The sequence below is a fragment of the Thermus thermophilus genome (genome assembly GCF_019974155.1).
GTDB lineage: Bacteria > Deinococcota > Deinococci > Deinococcales > Thermaceae > Thermus > Thermus thermophilus_C.
Genome location: NZ_AP025158.1, coordinates 2,067,957 through 2,088,414, shown reverse-complemented (window position 1 = coordinate 2,088,414; position 20,458 = coordinate 2,067,957). Strand labels below are relative to the sequence as shown.

General features: G+C 69.5%; 17 protein-coding genes, 1 tRNA gene, 1 other RNA gene and 1 pseudogene. 12 read left to right on the top strand and 8 right to left on the bottom strand.

Annotated features, from left to right (window positions below; genetic code table 11):
* A complete protein-coding gene (gene mutY / locus TthTMY_RS11255; protein ID WP_096411311.1) occupies positions 1–978 on the top strand; it encodes an A/G-specific adenine glycosylase MutY in 978 nt (325 codons plus the stop codon).
* Here mutY and TthTMY_RS11250 read toward each other — a convergent pair.
* The 3 genes from TthTMY_RS11250 to glmS all read right to left on the bottom strand — a co-directional run bounded on the left by TthTMY_RS11250 (position 895) and on the right by glmS (position 3,577).
* Complete coding sequence (locus tag TthTMY_RS11250; protein ID WP_096411310.1) at positions 895–1,593, bottom strand: FAD-dependent oxidoreductase; 699 nt, start codon at positions 1,591–1,593, stop codon at positions 895–897. The genes mutY and TthTMY_RS11250 overlap by 84 nt on opposite strands.
* A 48-nt stretch (positions 1,594–1,641) precedes the next feature.
* Positions 1,642–1,717, bottom strand: a tRNA-Trp gene (locus tag TthTMY_RS11245).
* 45 nt (positions 1,718–1,762) lie between these two features.
* Positions 1,763–3,577, bottom strand: coding sequence for a glutamine--fructose-6-phosphate transaminase (isomerizing) (glmS, locus tag TthTMY_RS11240; protein WP_096411309.1), 1,815 nt, complete (start codon positions 3,575–3,577; stop codon positions 1,763–1,765).
* Positions 3,578–4,086: 509 nt separating this feature from the next.
* Between glmS and TthTMY_RS11235 the strand changes: the two genes are divergently transcribed.
* Together TthTMY_RS11235 and uvrB are read left to right on the top strand one after the other, a co-directional pair.
* On the top strand, positions 4,087–7,041 hold the full coding sequence (locus TthTMY_RS11235) for an S-layer homology domain-containing protein (RefSeq protein ID WP_096411308.1): 2,955 nt from the start codon (positions 4,087–4,089) through the stop codon (positions 7,039–7,041).
* Positions 7,042–7,140: 99 nt separating this feature from the next.
* A complete protein-coding gene (gene uvrB, locus TthTMY_RS11230; RefSeq protein ID WP_096411307.1) occupies positions 7,141–9,141 on the top strand; it encodes an excinuclease ABC subunit UvrB in 2,001 nt (666 codons plus the stop codon).
* An 8-nt stretch (positions 9,142–9,149) separates the two neighbouring features.
* Here the strand turns inward: uvrB and TthTMY_RS11225 are convergent, their stop codons facing one another.
* A complete protein-coding gene (locus TthTMY_RS11225; protein ID WP_096411306.1) occupies positions 9,150–10,160 on the bottom strand; it encodes an E3 binding domain-containing protein in 1,011 nt (336 codons plus the stop codon).
* Between the two features lie 20 nt (positions 10,161–10,180).
* Here TthTMY_RS11225 and TthTMY_RS11220 point away from each other — a divergent pair, with 20 nt between their 5' ends.
* The gene (locus TthTMY_RS11220; RefSeq protein WP_096411305.1) at positions 10,181–11,245 is read left to right on the top strand and encodes an aminopeptidase; all 1,065 of its coding nucleotides are present in this window, start codon (positions 10,181–10,183) and stop codon (positions 11,243–11,245) included.
* Here TthTMY_RS11220 and TthTMY_RS11215 read toward each other — a convergent pair.
* Positions 11,242–12,012, bottom strand: a complete 771-nt coding sequence (locus TthTMY_RS11215; RefSeq protein ID WP_223903291.1) for an ABC transporter permease — start codon at positions 12,010–12,012, stop codon at positions 11,242–11,244. The genes TthTMY_RS11220 and TthTMY_RS11215 overlap by 4 nt on opposite strands.
* Entirely contained in the window at positions 12,005–12,883 is an 879-nt protein-coding gene (locus TthTMY_RS11210) for an ABC transporter ATP-binding protein (RefSeq protein WP_096411304.1), read from the bottom strand. Before TthTMY_RS11210 ends, TthTMY_RS11215 begins: the two co-directional genes overlap by 8 nt.
* A 19-nt stretch (positions 12,884–12,902) precedes the next feature.
* Between TthTMY_RS11210 and ffs the strand changes: the two genes are divergently transcribed.
* An RNA gene (ffs, locus tag TthTMY_RS11205) (signal recognition particle sRNA small type) lies at positions 12,903–12,997 on the top strand.
* Positions 12,998–13,006: 9 nt separating this feature from the next.
* On the opposite strand, the pseudogene TthTMY_RS11200 reads toward ffs, so the two are convergent.
* Positions 13,007–14,185: pseudogene (locus TthTMY_RS11200) on the bottom strand (CaiB/BaiF CoA transferase family protein); the annotation flags it as partial.
* A 30-nt stretch (positions 14,186–14,215) separates the two neighbouring features.
* Here TthTMY_RS11200 and TthTMY_RS11195 point away from each other — a divergent pair.
* Positions 14,216–15,001 carry a carbohydrate ABC transporter permease gene (locus TthTMY_RS11195; protein WP_096411303.1) on the top strand — a complete coding sequence of 262 codons (786 nt, stop codon included), beginning with the start codon at positions 14,216–14,218 and terminating at the stop codon, positions 14,999–15,001.
* Between the two features lie 26 nt (positions 15,002–15,027).
* Positions 15,028–15,606, top strand: coding sequence for a hypothetical protein (locus TthTMY_RS11190; protein ID WP_096411302.1), 579 nt, complete (start codon positions 15,028–15,030; stop codon positions 15,604–15,606).
* Here the strand turns inward: TthTMY_RS11190 and TthTMY_RS11185 are convergent.
* Positions 15,557–16,813 carry a replication-associated recombination protein A gene (locus TthTMY_RS11185; RefSeq protein WP_096411301.1) on the bottom strand — a complete coding sequence of 419 codons (1,257 nt, stop codon included), beginning with the start codon at positions 16,811–16,813 and terminating at the stop codon, positions 15,557–15,559. The two genes, TthTMY_RS11190 and TthTMY_RS11185, sit on opposite strands and share 50 nt — an antisense overlap.
* A 50-nt stretch (positions 16,814–16,863) precedes the next feature.
* On the opposite strand from TthTMY_RS11185, the gene TthTMY_RS11180 reads away from it, so the two are divergent.
* From TthTMY_RS11180 to folE, 5 genes are all read left to right on the top strand, one after another.
* Positions 16,864–17,541, top strand: coding sequence for a hypothetical protein (locus tag TthTMY_RS11180; protein ID WP_172844657.1), 678 nt, complete (start codon positions 16,864–16,866; stop codon positions 17,539–17,541).
* 336 nt (positions 17,542–17,877) lie between these two features.
* Positions 17,878–18,741, top strand: coding sequence for a DUF1028 domain-containing protein (locus TthTMY_RS11175; RefSeq protein WP_096411299.1), 864 nt, complete (start codon positions 17,878–17,880; stop codon positions 18,739–18,741).
* Positions 18,732–19,112 carry an NUDIX hydrolase gene (locus TthTMY_RS11170; RefSeq protein WP_011228981.1) on the top strand — a complete coding sequence of 127 codons (381 nt, stop codon included), beginning with the start codon at positions 18,732–18,734 and terminating at the stop codon, positions 19,110–19,112. Before TthTMY_RS11175 ends, TthTMY_RS11170 begins: the two co-directional genes overlap by 10 nt.
* Positions 19,093–19,785, top strand: a complete 693-nt coding sequence (locus TthTMY_RS11165) for a gamma carbonic anhydrase family protein (protein WP_096411298.1) — start codon at positions 19,093–19,095, stop codon at positions 19,783–19,785. Before TthTMY_RS11170 ends, TthTMY_RS11165 begins: the two co-directional genes overlap by 20 nt.
* A gap of 38 nt (positions 19,786–19,823) precedes the next feature.
* Complete coding sequence (gene folE, locus TthTMY_RS11160; RefSeq protein ID WP_172844656.1) at positions 19,824–20,447, top strand: GTP cyclohydrolase I FolE; 624 nt, start codon at positions 19,824–19,826, stop codon at positions 20,445–20,447.
* The last annotated feature ends 11 nt before the right edge of the window (positions 20,448–20,458 follow it).

Below are 20,458 nucleotides of genomic sequence, written 5' to 3'. Positions count from 1 at the left end.
GTGGAGGCCTGGCAGAAAGCCCTCCTCGCCTGGTACCGAGAAAACGCCCGCCCCCTCCCTTGGCGGGGGGAGAAGGACCCTTACCGCGTCCTGGTCTCCGAGGTCCTCCTGCAGCAGACCCGGGTGGAGCAGGCCGTTCCCTACTACCGCCGCTTCCTGGAGCGCTTTCCCACCCTGAAGGCCCTGGCCGCGGCCTCCCTGGAAGAGGTCCTTAGGGTCTGGCAGGGGGCGGGCTACTACCGGCGGGCGGAACACCTCCACCGCCTGGCCCGAAGCGTGGAGGCGCTTCCCCCGAGCTTCGCCGAGCTGCGGAAGCTCCCCGGCCTCGGGCCCTACACCGCGGCGGCGGTGGCCTCCATCGCCTTCGGGGAGCGGGTGGCGGCGGTGGACGGGAACGTCCGGAGGGTCCTCTCCCGCCTCTTCGCCCGGGAAAGCCCCAAGGAGAAGGAGCTTTTCGCCCTCGCCCAGGGCCTCCTTCCCGAGGGCGTGGACCCGGGGGTGTGGAACCAGGCCCTCATGGAGCTCGGGGCCACGGTCTGCCTGCCGAAAAGGCCCCGTTGCGGGGCCTGCCCCTTGGGGGCCTTCTGCCGGGGGAAGGAGGCCCCAGGGCGCTACCCCGCGCCCAGGAAGCGCCGGGCGAAGGAGGAGCGCCTCACCGCCCTCGTCCTCCTCGGGCGGAAGGGGGTGCACCTGGAGAGGCTTGAGGGGCGCTTCCAGGGCCTCTACGGCGTCCCCCTCTTCCCCCCTGAGGAGCTTCCCGGGCGGGAGGCGGCCTTCGGGGTGCGCTCCTTTCCCCTGGGCGAGGTGCGCCACGCCCTCACCCACCGGAGGCTTCTCGTGGAGGTGCGGGGGGCCCTTTGGGAGGGAGAGGGGGAGGACCCCTGGAAAAGGCCCCTACCCAAGCTCATGGAGAAGGTGCTCCGCCAGGCGCTTCCCCTCCTCGCTCATGCGGGCGTAGTCCCCCTCCCGGACGCATAGGCCCACGGCGTAAAGCCCCTCCAGGCGCTTGAGGCGGAAGGTCTCTTCCTCCCACTCCTCGGGGTGGAAGGCCAGGTAGCGCACCCGGTAGCCCGGGGTGGAGGGGGTTTCCGGCACCTCCCCCTCCCGCTCCACGAAGCGGAAGCCCAGGGCCTCGAGGTCCTCCTGGAGGTCGGGGTAGCTCGCCTCGGAAAGCCGGCCCGCCTCCTCCACCACCTCCCCCAGGAAAAGCCTCGCCCCGAGGAAGCTCCCCACCGCGAGCACCACCCTTTCCGCCCGGGCCGGGGGGCCCTCCCAGGTCCTGACCCCCACCACCCGGTTGCCCTCCAGGAGAAGCCCCGTGGCCGTGGCCTGGAAGAGGTGAAGGGGTTTGAGGCCTTCTAGGAGGTACTTGGCCCGGGCGTGGAAGGCCCAGACCCTTGGGTCCTCGGGGTCGTAGGCCCGTTCCAGGAGGCTTCCCGGGGGAAAGGGGGGTTTGGGGGGCAGGAAGGGCATCATCACCGCGTCCAGGCTCTGGGTGAGGAGGCCCACCCGCACCCCCCTTTGCGCGAGCCAAAAGGCGGCCTCGGCCCCGGAGAACCCCGCGCCCACGATGAGGACTGGGTACGCCGTCATACGCTAAAAGCCTAACCCCCTGGGCCCCAAGGGCCCAGGGGGAAAGCCTGGCGGGCCGTGAAGGACTCGAACCTCCAACCCCCGGTTTTGGAGACCGGTGCTCTGCCAGTTGAGCTAACGGCCCCCGCCAAGGGGGATCATACCACATCCCCGGCGGGAAGGCCAAGCCTCACTCCACGGTCACGCTCTTGGCCAGGTTGCGGGGCTGGTCCACGTCCCGCCCCAGGAGCACGGCGATCTCGTAGGCGAGGAGCTGGAGGGGGACCACGCTCACGATGGGGGCGAGGAGGGGGTGGACCTCGGGGACGTAGATCACGTCCTGGGCGAGCCTCGGGATCTCCTCGTCCCCCTCGGTGGCGATGGCGATCACCTTCCCTCCCCGGGCCCGCACCTCCTGGATGTTGGAAAGGGTCTTCTCGTAAAGCGGGCCCCGGGTGGCCAGGACCACCACGGGCAGGCGCTCGTCAATGAGGGCGATGGGCCCGTGCTTCATCTCCCCGGCGGGGTAGGCCTCGGCGTGGATGTAGCTGATCTCCTTGAGCTTCAGCGCCCCTTCGTAGGCGGTGGGGGCCTGGACGTGCCGCCCCAGGAAGAGGAAGTCCCGGGCCTGGTGGTACTTCTCGGCCACGTGGGCCACGAGGGGCCTTTTCTCCAAGACCTCCTCCACGAGCCTGGGGAGGCGGCGCATCTCCCGGAGGAGGCCTTGGGCCTCCTCGGGGGCAAGGGCGCCCCGGGCCCGGCCGAACCAGACGGCGAGGAGGGCCATGGCCGCGAGCATGGCCGTGTAGGCCTTGGTGGAGGCCACCCCGATCTCCGGCCCGGCGTGGATGTAGAGGACGTCCTCCACCTCCCGCGTCAGGGTGCTCCCCTTGGCGTTGATGACCCCAAGGGAGCGGGCCCCCTTGCGCTTGGCCTCCCTCAGGCCCTCCAGGGTGTCTATGGTTTCCCCCGACTGGCTGATGGCGAGGGCGAGGGTCCTCGAGTCCACCACGGGGTCGCGGTAGCGGTACTCGCTGGCCACGTCCCACTCGGTGGGGAGGCGGGCCAGGGTCTCCAGGAGGTACTTCCCGTAAAGCCCGGCGTAGCTCGCCGTTCCACAGGCGATGACATGGACCCGGTCCACCTCCCGCGGGTCCAGGGCGAGGCCGAGCTCCACGGTCCCCTCTTCCTCCCTCAAGCGCCCGCCCAAGGTGTTCTCCAGGACCCAGGGCTGCTCGTAGATCTCCTTCAGCATGTAGTGGGGGAAGCCTCCCTTCTCGGCGGCCTCCAGGGTCCAGTCCACCTCCACCGCCTCCCTCTGGACCGGCCTGCCCTCCAGGTCGGTGATCTCCACCTCCTCCCGGGTGAGGCGCACCACGTCCCCGTCGTGCAGGAAGATGACCCGGCGGGTGTAGGGGAGGAGGGCGGGCACGTCGGAGGCCAGGAAGTTCTCCCCTTCTCCCAGGCCCACCACCAAGGGGCTCACCGTCCTCGCGGCCACGATCTCCTCGTGGTCCTCGTGGGCCACCACCACGGCGTAGGCCCCGCGCACCGACTTGAGGGCTTCCCGTAGGGCCTTAAGGAGGTCGCCTTGGTAGGTTTCCTCCAGGAGGTGGGCGAGGACCTCGGTGTCCGTCTCCGACTGGAAGCGGTGCCCCCGGGCCTTTAGGGCCTCCTTGAGCTCCAGGTAGTTCTCAAAGATGCCGTTGTGGATGAGGGCGATCCTCCCGTCCTCCGTGGTGTGGGGGTGGGCGTTGGGGTCCGTGGGGGCCCCGTGGGTGGCCCAGCGGGTGTGGCCGATGCCCAAGGCCCCCTGGAGGGGCGTCTTCCCCACGGCCTCCGCCAGGGCGGAGAGCTTCCCCGAGCGCTTCACCACCTTGAGGCCCTCCGGGGTCCGCACCGCGATGCCGGCGGAGTCGTACCCCCTGTACTCCAGGCGCCGAAGCCCGTCCAAAAGCACGTCCGTCGCGTTCCTAAACCCTACGTAGCCTACGATCCCGCACATATGGCCTCAAAAGGCCACCGGGAAGGGGCCGAAGCCCCCAAAGGGCGCGCCTTCTTCCCGGCGGTTTTCCTCCTGGGTACGCCCTGCCCCTCGGTTGTCCGCCCCTCGCGGGGCCGGCTTTCCCTCGGGGCTTTTCGCAGGCGGGCGGGGCGGGCACACCCCGGGCGGCATCCGCGGATCCCTCGATCTTTCCCGGCTGTAGCCGGTTATCCCCTTCGCGGGGTCCGCCACCTCGTGAGGCCGATGGCCCCCTGCGCTTCCCGCCTTCCACCGACGCGTCTTTTCGGACCGTCTCCCACCTCCCTCCCCGAAGGGGGAGTATAACAGAAACCTTAAGGCCCGACCGCTTGACAAGAGCGCGTGAGGTTTTTATGATAGCCCCGGATGCGGGGAAAAAAGGCTCCTTTTCGGGGGTCTTTCCCGCACCGGGCGGACCTGGGCGGAGAGGAAACGCGGCAACTCGCCCGTCTCGGGTTCCCGCCCAAGACCCTTAAGGGGGTGTGAGGCATATGAAGAAAAGGCTGGTCACACTACTGGCAGGGCTCTTGACCGTCCTCTCCATGGGGTTCGGTCTGGCCCAGTTCTCCGACGTGCCCGCCGGGCACTGGGCCAAGGAGGCGGTGGAGGCCCTGGCGGCTAAGGGCATCATTCTGGGCTTCCCCGACGGCACCTACCGGGGGAACGAGGCCCTCACCCGCTACCAGGCCGCCCTCATCATCTACCGCCTCCTGCAGCAGATTGAGGAGGAGCTGAAGGCCAAGGGTGAGTCCCCCACCATGGAGGCCCTGGCTCCTGAGGACCTCGAGGCCCTGAAGAACGCCGTGCAGGAGCTCGCCGCCGAGCTCGCCGCCTTGGGCGTTCGGGTCTCGGCCCTGGAGGACAGCGCCGCCACCAAGGAGGACATCGCCCGCCTCGAGGCCCTGATCGCCGAGCTCAAGGCCCAGCCCATGCCTGAGCCCGGCATGGACCAGGCCGCCCTCCAGGACCTCATGGACCGGGTGGAGGCCGCCTCCGTCGCCGCGGACACCGCCCTCGCCCAGGCCCAGCAGCTGGCCGAGCGGCTGGACGCCCTGGCCCAGGACGTGGAGGGCGTGAAGGGCGACGTGGCCGCCCTTTCCACCCAGGTGGAGGCCAACGCCCAGGCCATCCAGGCCCTGAACGAGCTCGCCGTCCTCCTGAACCAGGACGTGCTGGCCCTCCAGGACCGGGTGACCGCCCTGGAGAAGCTGGTCTCCGGCGGCCAGGAGCTCCCCGACCTGGAGCAGTTCGCCACCAAGGAGGACGTGGCCGCCGTCCAGGAGTTCGCCGCCGCCCTGCGCTCCGACCTGGTGGGCCTCTCCGAGAAGGTCTCCAAGCTGGAGGAGCAGGTGGCCGAGCTCAACAAGGTGCGCTACTCCATCTCCGGCAGCCTCTCCGCCACCTACGGCACGGCCACCAACACCGGCATCAACTTTGACATTGACCGCCTCTTCCCCGGCAACCAGGTCTCCTCGGGCTCCGGCCAGCAGGACTACGGTGCTGGTCCGCCTTACCGCAACCGGGTGGCCCAGCGCCGGGGCGACTTTGACCAGACCTTCACCAAGGGCTCCGCCACCCTCACCTTCGGGGTCAAGGTGGCCCAGCCCGGCACGAGCGGGGTGAACGTCTCCGAGGCCAGCGCCACCCTCCAGGTGCCCGCGGCTTTCGGGACCTCTTACACTTCTGCTCCCACCATCCGCCTCAACGCCGCAAGCGTCAAGGGCAACGTGGACGGCCAGGCCTTCAGCGTGGTCTACAGCCGGGCGGTGAGCAGCTTCAAGTTCAACGACTACCTCTTCGCCAATGACAACGACCCCGAGCCGGCTAACCCCCGCCAGGGCATGGTGGCCACCTTCTCCGGCACCAAGTTCCCCCTCTCCCCCGAGGTCACCGTGGTGGCGGGCGTGGCTAACAACGAAGGGGCCTCTTTCAATGCTCCAGCCGCGCTCCAGGGCGGCTACTTCGGCATCCGCACCGCCTTCAAGCCGGTGGAGGGCTTCAGCCTGGCCCTGAACTACGCCGAGAACTACGGCAACCGCTCCGCCCTGGGCGTGGACGCGAGCCTGGCCCTGGGGCCGGTCAAGCTCAGCGGGCTCTTTGACACCTCCAAGACCTGGCCCACGGGCGGCCTGCGGAACTTCTTTGACAGCACCCTCGCCGACTGGGCCTACTACGTCAAGGGCGACCTCAGCCTGGGGCCCCTCTCCCTCTCCGCCAACTACCGGGCCATTGACCCGGCCTACGAGAACGGCGTGGCCGGGATGTCCTCCAACTACCACTACTTCTACTTCGGGGTGGGCGGGAACGGCACTGCCCCCTATGCTCCCAACAACCGGGGCTTTGGCGTGCAGGCCAAGCTTAACTTGGGCCTTCTGGAGGGCCTAGAGGTCCGGGGCTACTACGAGAACGCCTACGACTACAATGGAGTGAAGCTGGGCTCTGCTGGTGGTTACCAGCAGCAAGCCTACGGTGTAGGGGCCACCCTTAAGCTCTTCCGCGGCTTCGCCCTGAACCCCTACTGGAACCAGCTCTTCTTCAGCAACACGGCTGAAGGGGATACCCGTGGTTCTGCTAGCCTTGGCATTGTTAACTACAACTACAGCGACTACTTCTACAACGGTCAGGACAGCCGCTACGACTACTTCTACAACGGTCAGGACAGCCGCTACTCCTCCAGCCTTGGCGTGAAGTTCATCCACGACGCCAAGGCAGAAAGCGCCCTGATCCCCGGGCTTGACCTCACCTTGGGCTACCAGGTCTTCGCTGATTCCAGCGGGGATTACAGCCTGCGTGACCTCCTGGCCTACGCTGCCTACAGCTTCAAGCTCGGCCCCTTGAGCCTTAGCCCCTATGTCCGTTACCATGCGTTCACCGATACCAACCCGGGTGGGCCCCCTCTCTACAGCGATCCCCTGACTCTTGCTGCTGGTCGCACCACCTACGACTACACCACCCTCAAGTACGGGATTAAGGTGGCCACGGATCCCCTGGGCATCCCCTTGAAGCCCAGCCTGGAAGGGGTCTACGCCGCCCGCTCCACGGATATCACCCGTGGCTCCACCAGCGATGCCCAGGAGACCTACTGGCGCGTGGGCCTCACCCTGAACGAGTTCCTGGTGCCTGGCGCCAGCGTCAAGGTGGGCTACGCCTCCTACCGCGGGCAGAACGTGGTGGACCCCGCTGGCTCCTTCCTCACCCGGGGCTACGGCGACTTCTCCCTGAGCGCCACCACCGACCACCTCTTCACCTACCCTGGCGAGGTCCAGTTCCCCTGGAACCTCACCACCGGAGCGGGGACCGGGTCTGGCGGCGTGGACGGGATCTACGTGGAGGCCAAGTACTACGGCTTCACCGTGGCCTACCTGGACGCTGTCCTCCTGGACGGGGCGGACAACGTCCAGTCCTACGGCCGGGCCTTCAAGGTCACCTACAACGTCAACTTCTAGGCCCTAGGAGCGCCTTCCCCCGCCCCCCCAAAGGGGGCGGGGGTTTTTGTTACCCCCCTTCCTATAGGGAAGCGAGGAGGCCCCTATACTTGGGTAAGGATGACCTTCCGCTACCGGGGGCCTGCGCCCAAGGGGGACCAGCCCCAGGCCATCGCCGGGCTCGTGGAGGCCTTGAGGGACGGGGAACGGTTCGTCACCCTCCTCGGGGCCACGGGCACGGGGAAGACGGTGACCATGGCCAAGGTCATAGAGGCCCTGGGAAGGCCCGCTTTGGTCCTCGCCCCCAACAAGATCCTGGCGGCCCAGCTTGCGGCGGAGTTCCGGGAGCTTTTCCCGGAAAACGCCGTGGAGTACTTCATCAGCTACTACGACTACTACCAGCCCGAGGCCTACGTCCCGGGGAAGGACCTCTACATAGAGAAGGACGCCTCCATCAACCCCGAGATTGAGCGCTTAAGGCACTCCACCACCCGAAGTCTCCTCACCCGGCGGGACGTGATCGTGGTGGCCTCGGTCTCGGCCATCTACGGCCTCGGGGACCCGAGGGAGTATAGGGCCAGGAACCTGGTGGTGGAAAGGGGCAAGCCCTACCCCAGGGAGGCCCTTTTGGAGCGCCTCCTGGAACTCGGCTACCAGCGGAACGACCTGGACCTCTCCCCGGGCCGCTTCCGGGCCAAGGGGGAGGTTCTGGAGATCTTCCCCGCCTACGAGACCGAGCCCATCCGGGTGGAGCTATGGGGGGACGAGGTGGAGCGCATCCTCCAGGTGCACCCCATCACCGGGGAGCGGCTTCGGGAGCTTCCCGGCTTCGTCCTCTTCCCCGCCACTCACTACCTCTCCCCGGAGGGGCTAGAGGAGATCCTGAAGGAGATTGAGAAGGAGCTTTGGGAGAGGGTCCGCTACTTTGAGGAAAGGGGAGAAGTCCTTTACGCCCAGCGCCTCAAGGAGCGCACCCTCTACGACCTGGAGATGCTGAGGGTCATGGGCACCTGCCCGGGGGTGGAGAACTACGCCCGCTACTTCACGGGGAAGGCCCCGGGGGAGCCCCCTTACACCCTCCTGGACTACTTCCCCGAGGACTTCCTCGTCTTCCTGGACGAGTCCCACGTGACCGTGCCCCAGCTTCAGGGGATGTACCGGGGGGACTACGTGAGGAAGAAGACCCTGGTGGACTACGGCTTCCGCCTGCCTTCGGCCCTGGACAACCGCCCCTTGCGCTTTGAGGAGTTTTTGGAGCGGGTTTCCCAGGTGGTCTTCGTCTCCGCCACCCCGGGGCCCTTTGAGCTAGCGCATTCGGGGCGCGTGGTGGAGCAGATCATCCGGCCCACGGGGCTCCTTGACCCCCTGGTCCGGGTCAAGCCCACGGAGAACCAGATCCTGGACCTCATGGAGGGGATACGGGAGAGGGCGGCGAGGGGGGAGCGCACCCTGGTCACGGTGCTCACGGTGCGCATGGCGGAGGAGCTCACGAGCTTCCTGGTGGAGCACGGGATCCGCGCCCGCTATCTCCACCACGAGCTGGACGCCTTTGAGCGCCAGGCCCTGATCCGGGACCTCCGGCTTGGCCACTACGACTGCCTCGTGGGGATCAACCTCCTCCGCGAGGGCCTGGACATCCCCGAGGTCTCCCTGGTGGCCATCCTGGACGCGGACAAGGAGGGCTTCCTTAGGAGCGAACGGAGCCTCATCCAGACCATCGGCCGGGCGGCGCGGAACGCCCGGGGCGAGGTCTGGCTCTACGCCGACCGGGTCTCCGAGGCCATGCAGAGGGCCATAGAGGAGACGAACCGGAGAAGGGCCCTCCAGGAGGCCTATAACCGGGAGCACGGCATCACCCCAGAGACGGTGCGGAAGGAGGTGAGGGCCGTCATCCGCCCCGAGGGCTACGAGGAGGTCTCCCTCGAGGCCGACCTCTCCGGGGAAGACCTGAAGGAGCGGATCGCCGAGCTGGAGCTTCTCATGTGGCAGGCGGCGGAGGCCTTGGACTTTGAGCGGGCGGCGAGGCTTAGGGACGAGATCCGGGCCCTCGAGGCCCGCCTCCAGGGCATAAGGGCCCCCGAGCCCGTCCCCGGGGGGCGGCGGAAGCGGAAGAAGCGGTGAAGCGTCCCCTAGGCCAGGAGGAGGAGGGGGTTTTCCAGGTAGAGGGCCACCCGCTCCAGAAGCTTCCTCGCCAGGGGCGCTTCCAGCCCCGAGGCGGCGAGGAGGCCTTCTTGGGAGAGGAAGAGGCTTGGGCGGCCGGTGTGCACCTCCTCCTCCCCGTGGAAGCAGAGGAGGCCTTCCCCTTCCTCCCCGCTTCCTTCCCGGAAGAGGGCGAGGAAGGAGGGGGAAGGCTTAAGCCCCCGCACCTCCTCCCCCTCCACCCGGCCCACGAGGGCCCGCATGGGGATTTCCAGCTCCGCGAGGGCCCGCTCCGCGGCCCGGAGGAGAAAGGGAAGGGGGGTTTTGGGCACCCCGTGGACCCGCTGGAAGAGGTCCATGGCCTCCTCTAGAGCCTTTAGGTCCACCCGCCTACGGTGGACGCGGAGGAGCGTGAGGGAGGCCGGGGGAGGGGCCACGGGGACCGCCGCGATCCCTTCCTCCGCCTGGGCCTGGGGCCAGGGGGGAAGGGGTTCTGGGGCCGGGGGCGCCTCCATTGGGGCTGGGGAGGGCTCCTCGGCGAGGAGGAGGTCCTCCTCCCAGGCCTCCTCCTTTGGGACTTCCTCGGGAAGCCGCTCCTCCTCCCAGGCCTCGAGGGGAACGGCCTCCGGCTCCTCCGCCAGGAGGACCTCTTCCTCTAGGGAGAGGTCCAGCTCCACCTCGGGGAAGTCCAGCGCTTCTTCCTCCAAGGTGAGGGGCGGAGGGGTGGGCTCGGGCTCCTGGGGGATCACCTCGGCGAGGTCCACCCCCTCCCGGCCCAGGACCTCCTGGGCCCGCCTCAGCTCCTCCTCCTTGGGGAGCGGGGGCGGGGCCTCGGGCTGGGGGGGGAGGTCCACCTCCCCGGCCATGACCTTGGCCAGGTAGGCCAGGATGTCCCGCTCCACAATGAGCCCGTCAGGGCCCGTGCCCTGAAGCTTCCGCCAGTCTATGCCGTTCTCCTCCGCCAGGCGCCGGGCCAGGGGCGTGATCTTGGGTTCTTCCATCTTGGTCCTATGATAGCAGGGTGGAAGCGCGCTTCGCCGAGCTTTTGGCCGAGTACTGCCTCGAGGCGGGCCCCGGGGAGACCGTCCTGGTGGAGGCGGAAACCCCGGCCCTCCCCCTCCTTCCCCACCTGAAGCGGGCCCTCCTGCGCCGGGGCGCTTACCCCCTCATCCGCCTGAGCTACCCCGGGGAGGAGCGGGACTTCCTCCTCTTCGGCGGGCGCTGGCTAGAGGAGGTCCCGGAGGCGGAGATCGCCCTCTACCAGCGGGCGGACAAGTTCCTGCGCGTCCTCTCCGCGGAGAACCCCCTGGAGGCGGCCGCGGTGGACCCCGCCTTGGCCCTGCGCAGGCAGCGGGCCTGGCGCCCCCTCACCGAACTCCGCCTGGGGAAGCGCTGGGCCCTCACCCTCTACCCCACGGTGGGCTACGCCGTGGGGGCGGGGATGGGGACGGAGGCGTTCCGGGCCTACCTGGAAAGGGCGCTCTTCCTGGACCGGGAGGACCCCGTGGCCGCCTGGCGGGAGCTTTCCCGCTTCCAGGAGGGGCTTATCCGGAGGCTTTCCGCCGCGAAGGAGCTCCGCATCCTGGCCCCCGGCACGGACCTGAGGCTTTCCGTGGCGGGGCGCACCTGGATCAACTCCGATGGCCGGCGCAACATGCCCTCGGGGGAAGTCTTCACCGGCCCCGTGGAGGACTCCGCCGAGGGGGAGGTGCGCTTCAACCTCCCCGCCTTCGTGGGGGGAAGGCGGGTGGAGGGGGTGTACCTGCGCTTTTCCCGGGGGGAGGTGGTGGAGGCCCGGGCGGAGGTGGGGGAGGCCTACCTCCAGGCGGCCCTGGCCACCGACCCCGGGTCCAGGCGGCTCGGCGAGGTGGGCATCGGCACCAACTTCGCCCTGGACCGACCCACGGGCCTCGTCCTCCTGGACGAGAAGATGGGGGGCACCGTCCACCTGGCCCTGGGCCGGAGCTACCCGGAGACGGGCGGGCGGAACGAAAGCGCCCTCCACTGGGACCTGGTCCTCTCCTTGAGGGAAGGGCGGCTCCTCCTGGACGGGACCCCCCTGCTGGAGGCCGGGCGCTTCCTCTAGAGGTCCTTCTGCTCAAAGACCAAGGCGGCGAGGAGGGCGAAGCCCAGGGTGTAGAGGAGGAGGAGGGGTAGCCCAAGCCCCACGGCCTCGGGCCGCAGGTAGAGGTCCAAATAGGTGGTGAGGAGGAAGGGCGTGAGGGCAGGGAAGGCCACGAGGAGGCGCATGAGGAGGAGGGTGGCCACGGCGGCCAGGGCGCCCGCCGTGGTGGAGAGGAAGACGGTCCCGTAGAGGAAGGCCAGGGAGGCGAGGGGAAGGAGCACGGCCCCGGCGAGGAGGTGGGCCTTAAGGAGCTCGGCGAGGGCCGCCTGAGGGCTCAGAAGCCCCGCCCCGGCGAATCCCCCTTCCCCGAGGCCCGTGCCGCCGTAGAAGGCCCCAAGCCCATGGGGCATCCCCGCGAGCACCCCCCCGAGGAAGCTCGCCCCCAGGAGGACGAAGGGGTAGAGGAGGACGGCGAAGAGCTTGGCGAGGAGGAGGTGGATCCGGGAGAGGGGCCTTAGGAGGAGGCTTTTCAGCGTGCCCTGGGCCACCTCACTTCCCAGGGCCTCGCTCGCCGCCATCACCACCAGGAAGGGGAAGAGGAACTCCATCCCGGCGAGGAGGCTTAAGGACACCACCTGCCACCCCGAGGCCAGGACCAGGCCGTAGACCTCCTTAAGCCCCGGGGCCAAGGCCCAGAGGAAGGGGAGGAGGAGGGCGAAGAGGAGGCCGAGCCTAACCGAGCGGAGCCGGAAGAGCTTGTAGACCTCAAAGCCCACGAGCCTAAACATGCCGCACCCTCTCCTGGTAGTAGTCCAAGAGGTCAAAGCGGTGGGGGGCGAGGGACCTCACCCGGTAGCCCTCCGCCAGAAGGGCGCGGAGGGCGGCCTCCGGCTCCCCCTCAAAGACCACGCTCCGCCCCTGGAGCCGGGCCCAGGCCACCTGGGGCAGGGTCTTGAGGAGGGCGAGGGCCCCCTCCGGGGGCTCCGCCTCCAGCCGGTAGGCCTCCTTCCCGGAGAGGACCACCTCGTCCAGAAGCCTCCCCCCGCCCAGGATCCCCACCCTGTGGGCATAGCGGGCCACCTCCTGGAGGTGGTGGGTGGAGAGGAGGATGGCCACCCCCTCCTGGGCCAGCTCCTGGAGGAGGCGGTGGACGAGCTCCACCCCCTCGGGGTCCAGGCCGGAGGTGGGCTCGTCCAGGACGAGGACCTTGGGGCGGTGGAGGATGGCCGCGGCCAGACCCAGGCGCTGCCTCTGCCCCAGGGAGTACCCCTCCACCCTTTGGTCGGCCACCGCCAGGAGCTTAAGCCGGGCGAGGACCTCGCCGATGCGGGCCTCGTCTTCCACCCCGGAGAGCCGGGCGTGCATTCTGAGGTTCTCCCGGCCCGTGAGGTAGGGGTAAAAGGCGGCCGGGGCCTCCACCACCGCCCCCAGGTGGCGGCGGGCGGCGGGGCTTTTGTGGACGTCCTCCCCGAGGAGGAAGGCCCGGCCCTCCGTGGGGAAGGCGAGGCCGGTGGCCAGGCGGATGAGGGTGGTCTTGCCGCTCCCGTTGGGCCCCGTCAGGGCGTAGACCTCCCCCGGGCGGACGGAGAGGCTCACGCCCTCCAAGACGGGCCTCCGCCCGTAGCGCTTGCTCACGCCCTCTAGCTTCAGGGCTTCCATGGGTGCTATACTACCCAAGCCCCCGGTCCAGCGCGGCGGGCCAGGCGTGAACCGGGTCAGGTCCGGAAGGAAGCAGCCCTAAGCGCCTCGGTCCGGGCGCCGCTGGGAAGCCGGGGGCGCTTCCTTGGCGATCCCCCTTTGGACCAGGTCCGCCACCGCCTCCGGGGTGTAGCCCGCCTCGAGGAGGACCTCCCGCGTGTGCTCCCCGAGGAGGGGCGGGGGAAGGCCTGGCCCCGCGGGGGTCCGGGAGAGGAAGCGCAAGGGGTTGGCCAGGGTGGGGAGGGCGCCCAGGAGGGGATGGGGGAGGGTCCAGACCGCGCCCCGCGCCCTCGCCTGGGGGTCCTGGAAGGCCTCCTTCAGGTCGTTTACCGGGGCGGCGGGGACGCCCGCCTCCTTGAACCTCTCTAGCCAGTAGGCCCGGGGGCGGGTCTTGAGGACCCCGGAGAGGGCCTCCACCACCTCCTCCCGGTGCTCCACCCGGAGGGCGTTGGTGGGAAAGCGCCGGGCGAGGTCGGGAAGCCCCACCGCCTGGCAGAGCCTCGCGAACTGCTCGTCGTTGCCCACGGCCAGAATGAGCCAGCCGTCCTCCGCGGGGAAGGCCCCGTAGGGGACGATCTGGGCGTGGGCGTTGCCGAGCCTTTTTGGGGGATTTCCCGTGAGGAGGAAGCTTTCCCCGAGGTTCGCCAGGGCGAAAAGCCCCACGTCAAAGAGGGAGAGGTCAATGTGCTGGCCCTCCCCGCTTCGCTCCCGCTCCAGGAGGGCGGCGAGCACGGCCAAGGCCCCCATCATCCCCGTCATCGCGTCAATCCAGGCCACGCCCACCTTCATGGGGGGGCCTTCGGGCTCCCCCGTGACGGACATGATCCCGGTGTAGCCCTGGAGGGCGGCGTCGTAGCCGGGCTCCTTAGCCCTGGGCCCGGTGTGGCCGAAGCCGGTGATGGAGAGGTAGACGAGGCGGGGGTTCAGGGGCTTCAGGCTCTCGTAGTCCAGGCCGAAGCGCCTGAGGTCCCCCGTCTTGAAGTTCTCCACCAGGACGTCCGCCTTCTGGGCGAGGCGGCGCACCGCCTCCTGGCCCTCGGGGGCCTTTAGGTCCAAGGCCACGCTCCGCTTTCCCCGGTTCACCGCGAGGAAGTAGGCGCTCTCTCCTTCCACGAAGGGCGGGCCCCAGCCCCGGGTCTCGTCCCCCCAGGGGGGCTCCACCTTGACCACCTCCGCCCCGAGGTCCGCCAGGATCATGGTGCAAAGGGGCCCCGCCAGGACCCGGGAGAGGTCCAGAACCTTGAGGCCGGAAAGGGGCTTCATGGGGGCATCTTACGCCGGTATAGTGGGGGGGTGGGCCGCTTCCTCCGGCACGCCTTCGCCCTTTCGGTGCTTCTTTTCGTCCTTCTTCCCTTCCTCTGGATGGCCTACGCCGCCTTCATGCCCAAGGAGGCGGTGTACTCGGGGGAGCTCTTCTCACGGGTGGGCTTCAGCCTGGAGAACGTGCGGGCCCTGGCCCGGGAGGGCTTCTGGGGACGCCTTCTCTTCTCCTTGGGGGTGTCCTTTGGGGCGGTGGCCTTGGAGCTTTTCACCGCCCTCTTCGCCGCTTACGCCCTGAGGGCGGGCCTGGGGCTTCTCCCCTTCTACCTGGTCCTGATGGCGATCCCGGCGGAGCTCCTCCTCGTGCCCCTTTACGGGGTCCTGAAGGACCTCTCCCTGCTGGAGACCTTCTGGGCCCTGCTCCTGCCCTTCGCCGCGAGCCCCTTCGTCATCTACCTCGTCTACCAAGGCATGCGGGCCGTGCCCGAGGAGCTTCTGGAGGCGGCCAAGCTGGACGGGGCCGGGCACCGGGTCCTCCTCTTCCGCATCCTCCTCCCCCTGGTGCGCCCCACCCTGGTGGCGGCCGGGGTGCTGGCCTTCGCCGCCCACTGGAACCTGGTCCTTTACCCCCGGGTGGTGGTCTCCGACCCAGGGCTTTGGACCCTCCAGACCTGGCTCACGGACCTGCAGCGCAAGTACCCCACGGACTGGGGCCTCCTCTCGGCGGCGGCCCTCCTCAGCGTCCTCCCCATCGCCCTCCTCTACCTCCTCTTTGAGAGGCGGGTGGTGGCCACCTTTGAGGAAGGGCTAAAGGGGTAGCTACACTGAAGGCGTAGGGAAAGGGGGTGAAGGCCGTGCGCGCCCTGGCGTTGGCGCTTGCCCTGGTCCTTTCCGGTTGCCTCCCCGTGGCCATGCTGCGCCCTCCGGAGCCCGCCCGGGGGGCGGAGTTTTCCCTGGGGGCGACCCTGATGCCCAATCCGTTCGCCAACCGAGACCGTTACCCCGTGCTTCCCCTGCCCTACCTGGCCTACGCCAAGGGGGACGGGACCTTGGAGTACAACCTCTCCCTCCAGTGGGGCCTCCGGGGCGGGGTGAAGGTGGGCTTGGCCCCCGGGGTGGCCCTGGACGCGGGCCTCACCCTCCCGCCTGACTTGGGCCAGGGGGCGGACTGGAGTAGGTGGGGGGTGCCCGTGGTCCTGGACGGGGGGGTCATCCTGGGCGGGGGAGGCTACTACCTCTCGCCCAGGCTCCATCTCCTGGGGGTGCTGGGAGGGGGGTGGGGGTTGCTCTACCAGTTTTCCGCGGGGGTCTACGGCGGGAACTGGGTCGCGGAGGTGGGGGCCTTGGGCGGGCCGGGGATGGACGGGGTCCTCTTCAGCCTCTCCGCCGCCTGGCGCTTTGGAACCTCTCCCTTAGCGCCTTGAGCCTTTCCCGCACCCGCTCCTCCCAGCCTTCCCCCAGGGCCTCAAAGAGGGTGAGGCCTTCCAGGCCCTCGGGGAGGTACGGCTGGGCGAAGCTTCCCTCCTTGTCCTCGTGGTAGTAGGCGTACCCCTCCCCGTGGCCCAGGGCGCGGGCGAGGCCGGTGGGGGCGTTTCTTAGGTTTAGGGGGACCTCGGCCTCGGGGTGGGCCTCCGCCGCCTCCTGGGCCTTTTGCCAGGCGGCGTAGAGGCTGTGGCTCTTGGGGGCCAGGGCCAGGTAGATGGCGGCCTCCACCAAGGCGAGCTCCCCTTCCGGGCTTCCCAAGGCCTCGTAGGCCTCCTTGGCGGCCACGGCGAGGCGGAGGGCCAGGGGGTCGGCGAGGCCCACGTCCTCCACCGCCACCCGGATGAGCCTGCGGGCGAGGTAGCGGGGGTCGGCCCCGCCCCGGAGGAGCCTCGCCAGGTAGTAGAGGGCGGCGTCCACGTGGCTTCCCCGCAAGGACTTGTGGAGGGCGGAGACCAGGTCGTAAAACCGGTCCCCCTCCCGGTCCATGGCGAAGCGCTCCGCCCCCAGGGCCTCCCGCACGCTCCTCAGGTCCACCCGGCCGAAGCTTGCGGCGAGCTCCAGGGTGTTCAGGGCAAAGCGGGCGTCGCCCCCGGCCGCTTGGGCGAGAACCCGTAGGGCTTCCTCCTCGTAAGGGGTGCCGGGAAGGCCCCTCGGGTCTTCCAGGGCCCGCTTGAGGAGGGCGAGGAGGTCGGCCTCCCCCAGGGGCCTTAAGGGGAAGAGGCGGAGGCGGGAGCGGAGGGCGGGGATGAGGGCGAAGGCGGGGTTTTCCGCCGTGGCCCCGATGAGGGTGAGGAGGCCCGACTCCAGGTGGGGCAGAAGGGCGTCCTGCTGGGCCTTGTTGAAGCGGTGGATCTCGTCCAGGAAGAGGACGAGGCCCCCCTTCGCCCTGGCCTCCTCCACCGCCTGGCGCACCTCCTTAAGCCCCGCCTCCACCGCGGAAAGCCTTAGGAAGGGCCTTCCCACCCCCTCGGCGAGGAGCCTCGCCAGGGTGGTCTTGCCCGTGCCCGGGGGGCCGAAGAGGACCATGGAGGAAAGCCGCCTTGCCTCCAGCATCCGCCTTAGAAGCCCCTTGGGGCCGGTGAGGTGGGGCTGGCCCAGGACCTCGTCCAGGTTTCGGGGCCTGAGTCGCTCGGCCAGGGGCTCCACCCCTCCATGCTAAGCCGGGGGCAAGGGGGCCTGTGGTAGGCTTGGGGGGAATGCGGGCCCTCTTCCTCTTGCCGTGGGGGTTCTTCCTCCTTGGCCTCCTCCCCCTGGCCGTGGCGGACCCCGTGGGGACGGTGGGGTGGGGCGCTCTTCTCGCCGCTTTTCTCCTTGCCGCCGTGGCGAGCCTCTACTCCCGCTTTCCCGTGGCCTTCCCCGTGCAGCTCGCCCTGGTGCTTGGGCTTAGCCTTCTGGCCTTTGAGCGCGCCCTAGAAGGCGCCCTGCGCCTGGTGGGGCTTGACCTTCCCGGCTACGCCGCCCTTGGGGGGGTGCTCGGGGCCTTGGCCCTGGGGGTGGCCTTCTTCCTGGGCACGGGGCGGGAGGCCCCCCTCCTGCCCCCCCTGCCGGGGGTGGGGACGCGGGAGGACCTCCTGCGCCTGGCGGGGGCCTTGGAGGGCCTCGCCCTGAGGCGGCCTTTGGTCTTGGTTTACCTGGCCACGGAGGCCCCGCCCGAGAGGCTGGAGGCGGAGCTCAGGCGGGGGGACCTGGCCTTTAGGCTTCGGGGAGGGTACCTCCTCGTCCTCCAAGGAGGCCGCCCCGAGGACGCCCTGGGCTTCCTCAAGCGGCTTCAGGCCCGGTTTCCCCTCTCGGCCTACGCGGTGGAGCGCTGGCGGGGGGGGAGCCTGGAGAAGGTGCTCGCCCGCCTCGAGGCCGAGGCCCTCCTCCAGTCCTGAAGCGGTGTAGCCTCCTCGTCCCTACACCCACAAGGGGTGTACGGGTCTACCCCCTAGAGCCCCCGGCTTCCCTCGGGCTTCCCCTACCCTGGGGCATAAGGAGGTGGACCATGGAGCAGGGGAAAGCCATCAGCGAGGCCTGGAAAGAGGCCCTGGAAACCTACGGGGAGCGGGAAGAGGAGTAGGCCTAAAGGGGGCCCGGGGGTGGGGAGGCCGCCCCCGGTTTTCCTTTGCCTTCCCACCGGGCGCTTCCTCCGGGAGGGGTCCAGGACCGCCCAATCTCCATGGGTGCACCAATCCGCCACTCCACCACGGGAAGGCCCTTAGGATAAGGGCATGCGGGTGGCGACCTTCTCCCTGGTGGCCCAAGACCCCAAGACCGGGGACCTGGGCGTGGCCGTGGCCAGCAAGTTCCTGGCCGTGGGGGCGGTGGTCCCCTTCGCCGAGGCGGGGGTGGGGGCCCTCGCCACCCAGTCCTACGCCAACCCCCGGTTTGGCCCCCAGGGCCTCGCCCTCCTCCGCCAGGGGGCGAGCCCGGAAGGGGTCCTCGAGGCCTTCCGCCGCACCGACCCCGACTTGGAAAAGCGCCAGTTCGGCCTGGTGGCGGCCACGGGGGAGAGCCTCACCTTCACCGGAGCCGAGTGCCACCCCTGGGCCGGGGGGGTGGCGGGAAAGGGGTACGCGGCCCAGGGGAACCTCCTTTCGGGGGGCGAGGTGGTGGAGGCCATGGTGGAGGCCTTCCTCACCGCCAAGGCCCCCTTCCCCGAGAGGCTCCTTTTGGCCCTGAAGGCGGGGGAGGAGGCCGGGGGGGATAAGCGGGGGAAGCAGTCCGCCGCCCTCCTGGTGGTGGGGGAGGGGAAGGGGTACGGGGGGCTTTGGGACCGGTACGTGGACCTCCGCGTGGACGACCACCCCGAGCCCATAGACGAGCTCTTCCGGCTCCTCTCCCTCCACCGCCTCCTCTTTGAACGGCCCAAGGAGCGCCGCCCCCTCACCGAGGAGGAGGTGCGCTGGCTCCAGGGGGTGCTCGGGCGCCTCGGGCTTTACGCCGGGGAGGCCCACGGGGTCTTTGACGAAGCCACGGAGCGCGCCTTTTTGGCCCTAATCGGCATGGAGAACCTGGAAGAGCGCTACCGGGGGGGGCCCGAGGTGGACGAGGCCACCTTAGGCTACCTCAAGGGGAGGTACGGATGGAGCTAGGGGCCGGGGGCGTGGTCTTCAACGCCAAACGGGAGGTCCTCCTCCTTCGCGACCGCATGGGCTTCTGGGTCTTCCCCAAGGGCCACCCGGAGCCGGGGGAGAGCCTGGAGGAGGCGGCGGTGCGGGAGGTCTGGGAGGAGACGGGGGTCCGGGCCGAGGTCCTCCTTCCCCTCTACCCCACCCGCTACGTCAACCCCAAGGGGGTGGAGCGGGAGGTGCACTGGTTCCTCATGCGGGGGGAAGGGGCGCCCCGCCTGGAGGAGGGCATGACCGGGGCGGGGTGGTTCTCCCCCGAGGAGGCCCGGGCCCTCCTCGCCTTCCCCGAGGACCTGGGGCTTTTGGAGGTGGCCCTTGAGCGTCTACCGCTTTGAGGACAAGGTGCCCCAGGTGCATCCCACGGCCTTCATCGCCCCCGGGGCCTATGTGGTGGGGGCGGTGGAGGTGGGGGAGGGGGCTTCCATCTGGTTCGGCGCCGTGGTCCGAGGGGACCTGGAAAGGGTGGTGGTGGGTCCCGGGACCAACGTCCAGGACGGGGCCGTCCTCCACGCCGACCCCGGCTTTCCCTGCCTCCTTGGGCCTGGGGTCACCGTGGGCCACCGGGCGGTGGTCCACGGGGCGGTGGTGGAGGAAGGGGCCCTCGTGGGCATGGGGGCGGTGGTGCTGAACGGGGCGAGGATCGGCAAAAACGCCGTGGTGGGGGCAGGGGCGGTGGTGCCGCCGGGCATGGAGGTGCCCGAGGGGAGGCTCGCCCTCGGGGTCCCGGCCCGGGTGGTCCGCCCCGTGGACCCTCCCGGGAACGCCCCCCGCTACCGGACCCTCGCCGAGCGCTACCGGAAGGCCCTCTTCCCCGTGGAGGCTCCGAGGCGCTACCGCCTCACCCTGAGGGGCCAGGACGCCCTGAACCCCTTCAGCGAGGTGCACCTCCAGCTTAAGCGCACGAGGAAGGAGGCCCTCGAGGCCCTCAGGCGGGCGGCCCAGGGCTTTCCCTTGGACCCTGAAGAGGCCTTGCCCCTTCTCGCGGAAGGGCTTCTCGTCCCGGAGTGAGCCCGGGGCCACAGAGCGGGGGGCAGGAAAGGGGCAGCATGGAGCGCAAGATGGTGGAACTTGAGGACACGGGCTTGACCTTTGCCACCGAGGTGGACCTGGAGCGCCTTCAGACCCTCGCCGCCGAGTGGCTCCAGGTCATCGGGGAAGACCCCGGCCGCGAGGGGCTTTTGAAGACGCCGGAGCGGGTGGCCAAGGCCTGGGCCTTCCTCACCCGGGGCTACCGGCAGCGCCTGGAGGAGGTGGTGGGCGGCGCCGTTTTCCCGGCGGAGGGAAGCGAAATGGTGGTGGTGAAGGGCGTGGAGTTCTACTCCATGTGCGAGCACCACCTCCTCCCCTTCTTCGGCAAGGTCCACATCGGCTACATCCCCGACGGGAAGATCCTGGGCCTTTCCAAGTTCGCCCGCATCGTGGACATGTTCGCCCGCAGGCTCCAGGTGCAGGAGCGCCTCGCGGTCCAGATCGCCGAGGCCATCCAGGAGGTTCTGGAGCCCCAGGGGGTGGGGGTGGTGGTGGAAGGGGTCCACCTCTGCATGATGATGCGGGGGGTGGAGAAGCAGCACTCCCGCACCGTGACGAGCGCCATGCTGGGGGTCTTCCGGGAGAACCAGAAGACCCGGGAGGAGTTTTTGAGCCACCTCAAAGACCCCTTTGGGCTATAGGCTCCGCGCCC

Coding starts and splice junctions, on each gene's coding strand:
- TthTMY_RS11250 (WP_096411310.1), bottom strand. CDS start 1,593: ATGACGGCGTACCCAGTCCTCATCGTGGGCGCGGGGTTCTCCGGGGCC.
- glmS (WP_096411309.1), bottom strand. CDS start 3,577: ATGTGCGGGATCGTAGGCTACGTAGGGTTTAGGAACGCGACGGACGTG.
- TthTMY_RS11235 (WP_096411308.1), top strand. CDS start 4,087: ATGAAGAAAAGGCTGGTCACACTACTGGCAGGGCTCTTGACCGTCCTC.
- uvrB (WP_096411307.1), top strand. CDS start 7,141: ATGACCTTCCGCTACCGGGGGCCTGCGCCCAAGGGGGACCAGCCCCAG.
- TthTMY_RS11225 (WP_096411306.1), bottom strand. CDS start 10,160: ATGGAAGAACCCAAGATCACGCCCCTGGCCCGGCGCCTGGCGGAGGAG.
- TthTMY_RS11215 (WP_223903291.1), bottom strand. CDS start 12,012: ATGTTTAGGCTCGTGGGCTTTGAGGTCTACAAGCTCTTCCGGCTCCGC.
- TthTMY_RS11210 (WP_096411304.1), bottom strand. CDS start 12,883: ATGGAAGCCCTGAAGCTAGAGGGCGTGAGCAAGCGCTACGGGCGGAGG.
- TthTMY_RS11180 (WP_172844657.1), top strand. CDS start 16,864: ATGCGGGCCCTCTTCCTCTTGCCGTGGGGGTTCTTCCTCCTTGGCCTC.
- TthTMY_RS11175 (WP_096411299.1), top strand. CDS start 17,878: ATGCGGGTGGCGACCTTCTCCCTGGTGGCCCAAGACCCCAAGACCGGG.
- TthTMY_RS11170 (WP_011228981.1), top strand. CDS start 18,732: ATGGAGCTAGGGGCCGGGGGCGTGGTCTTCAACGCCAAACGGGAGGTC.
- folE (WP_172844656.1), top strand. CDS start 19,824: ATGGAGCGCAAGATGGTGGAACTTGAGGACACGGGCTTGACCTTTGCC.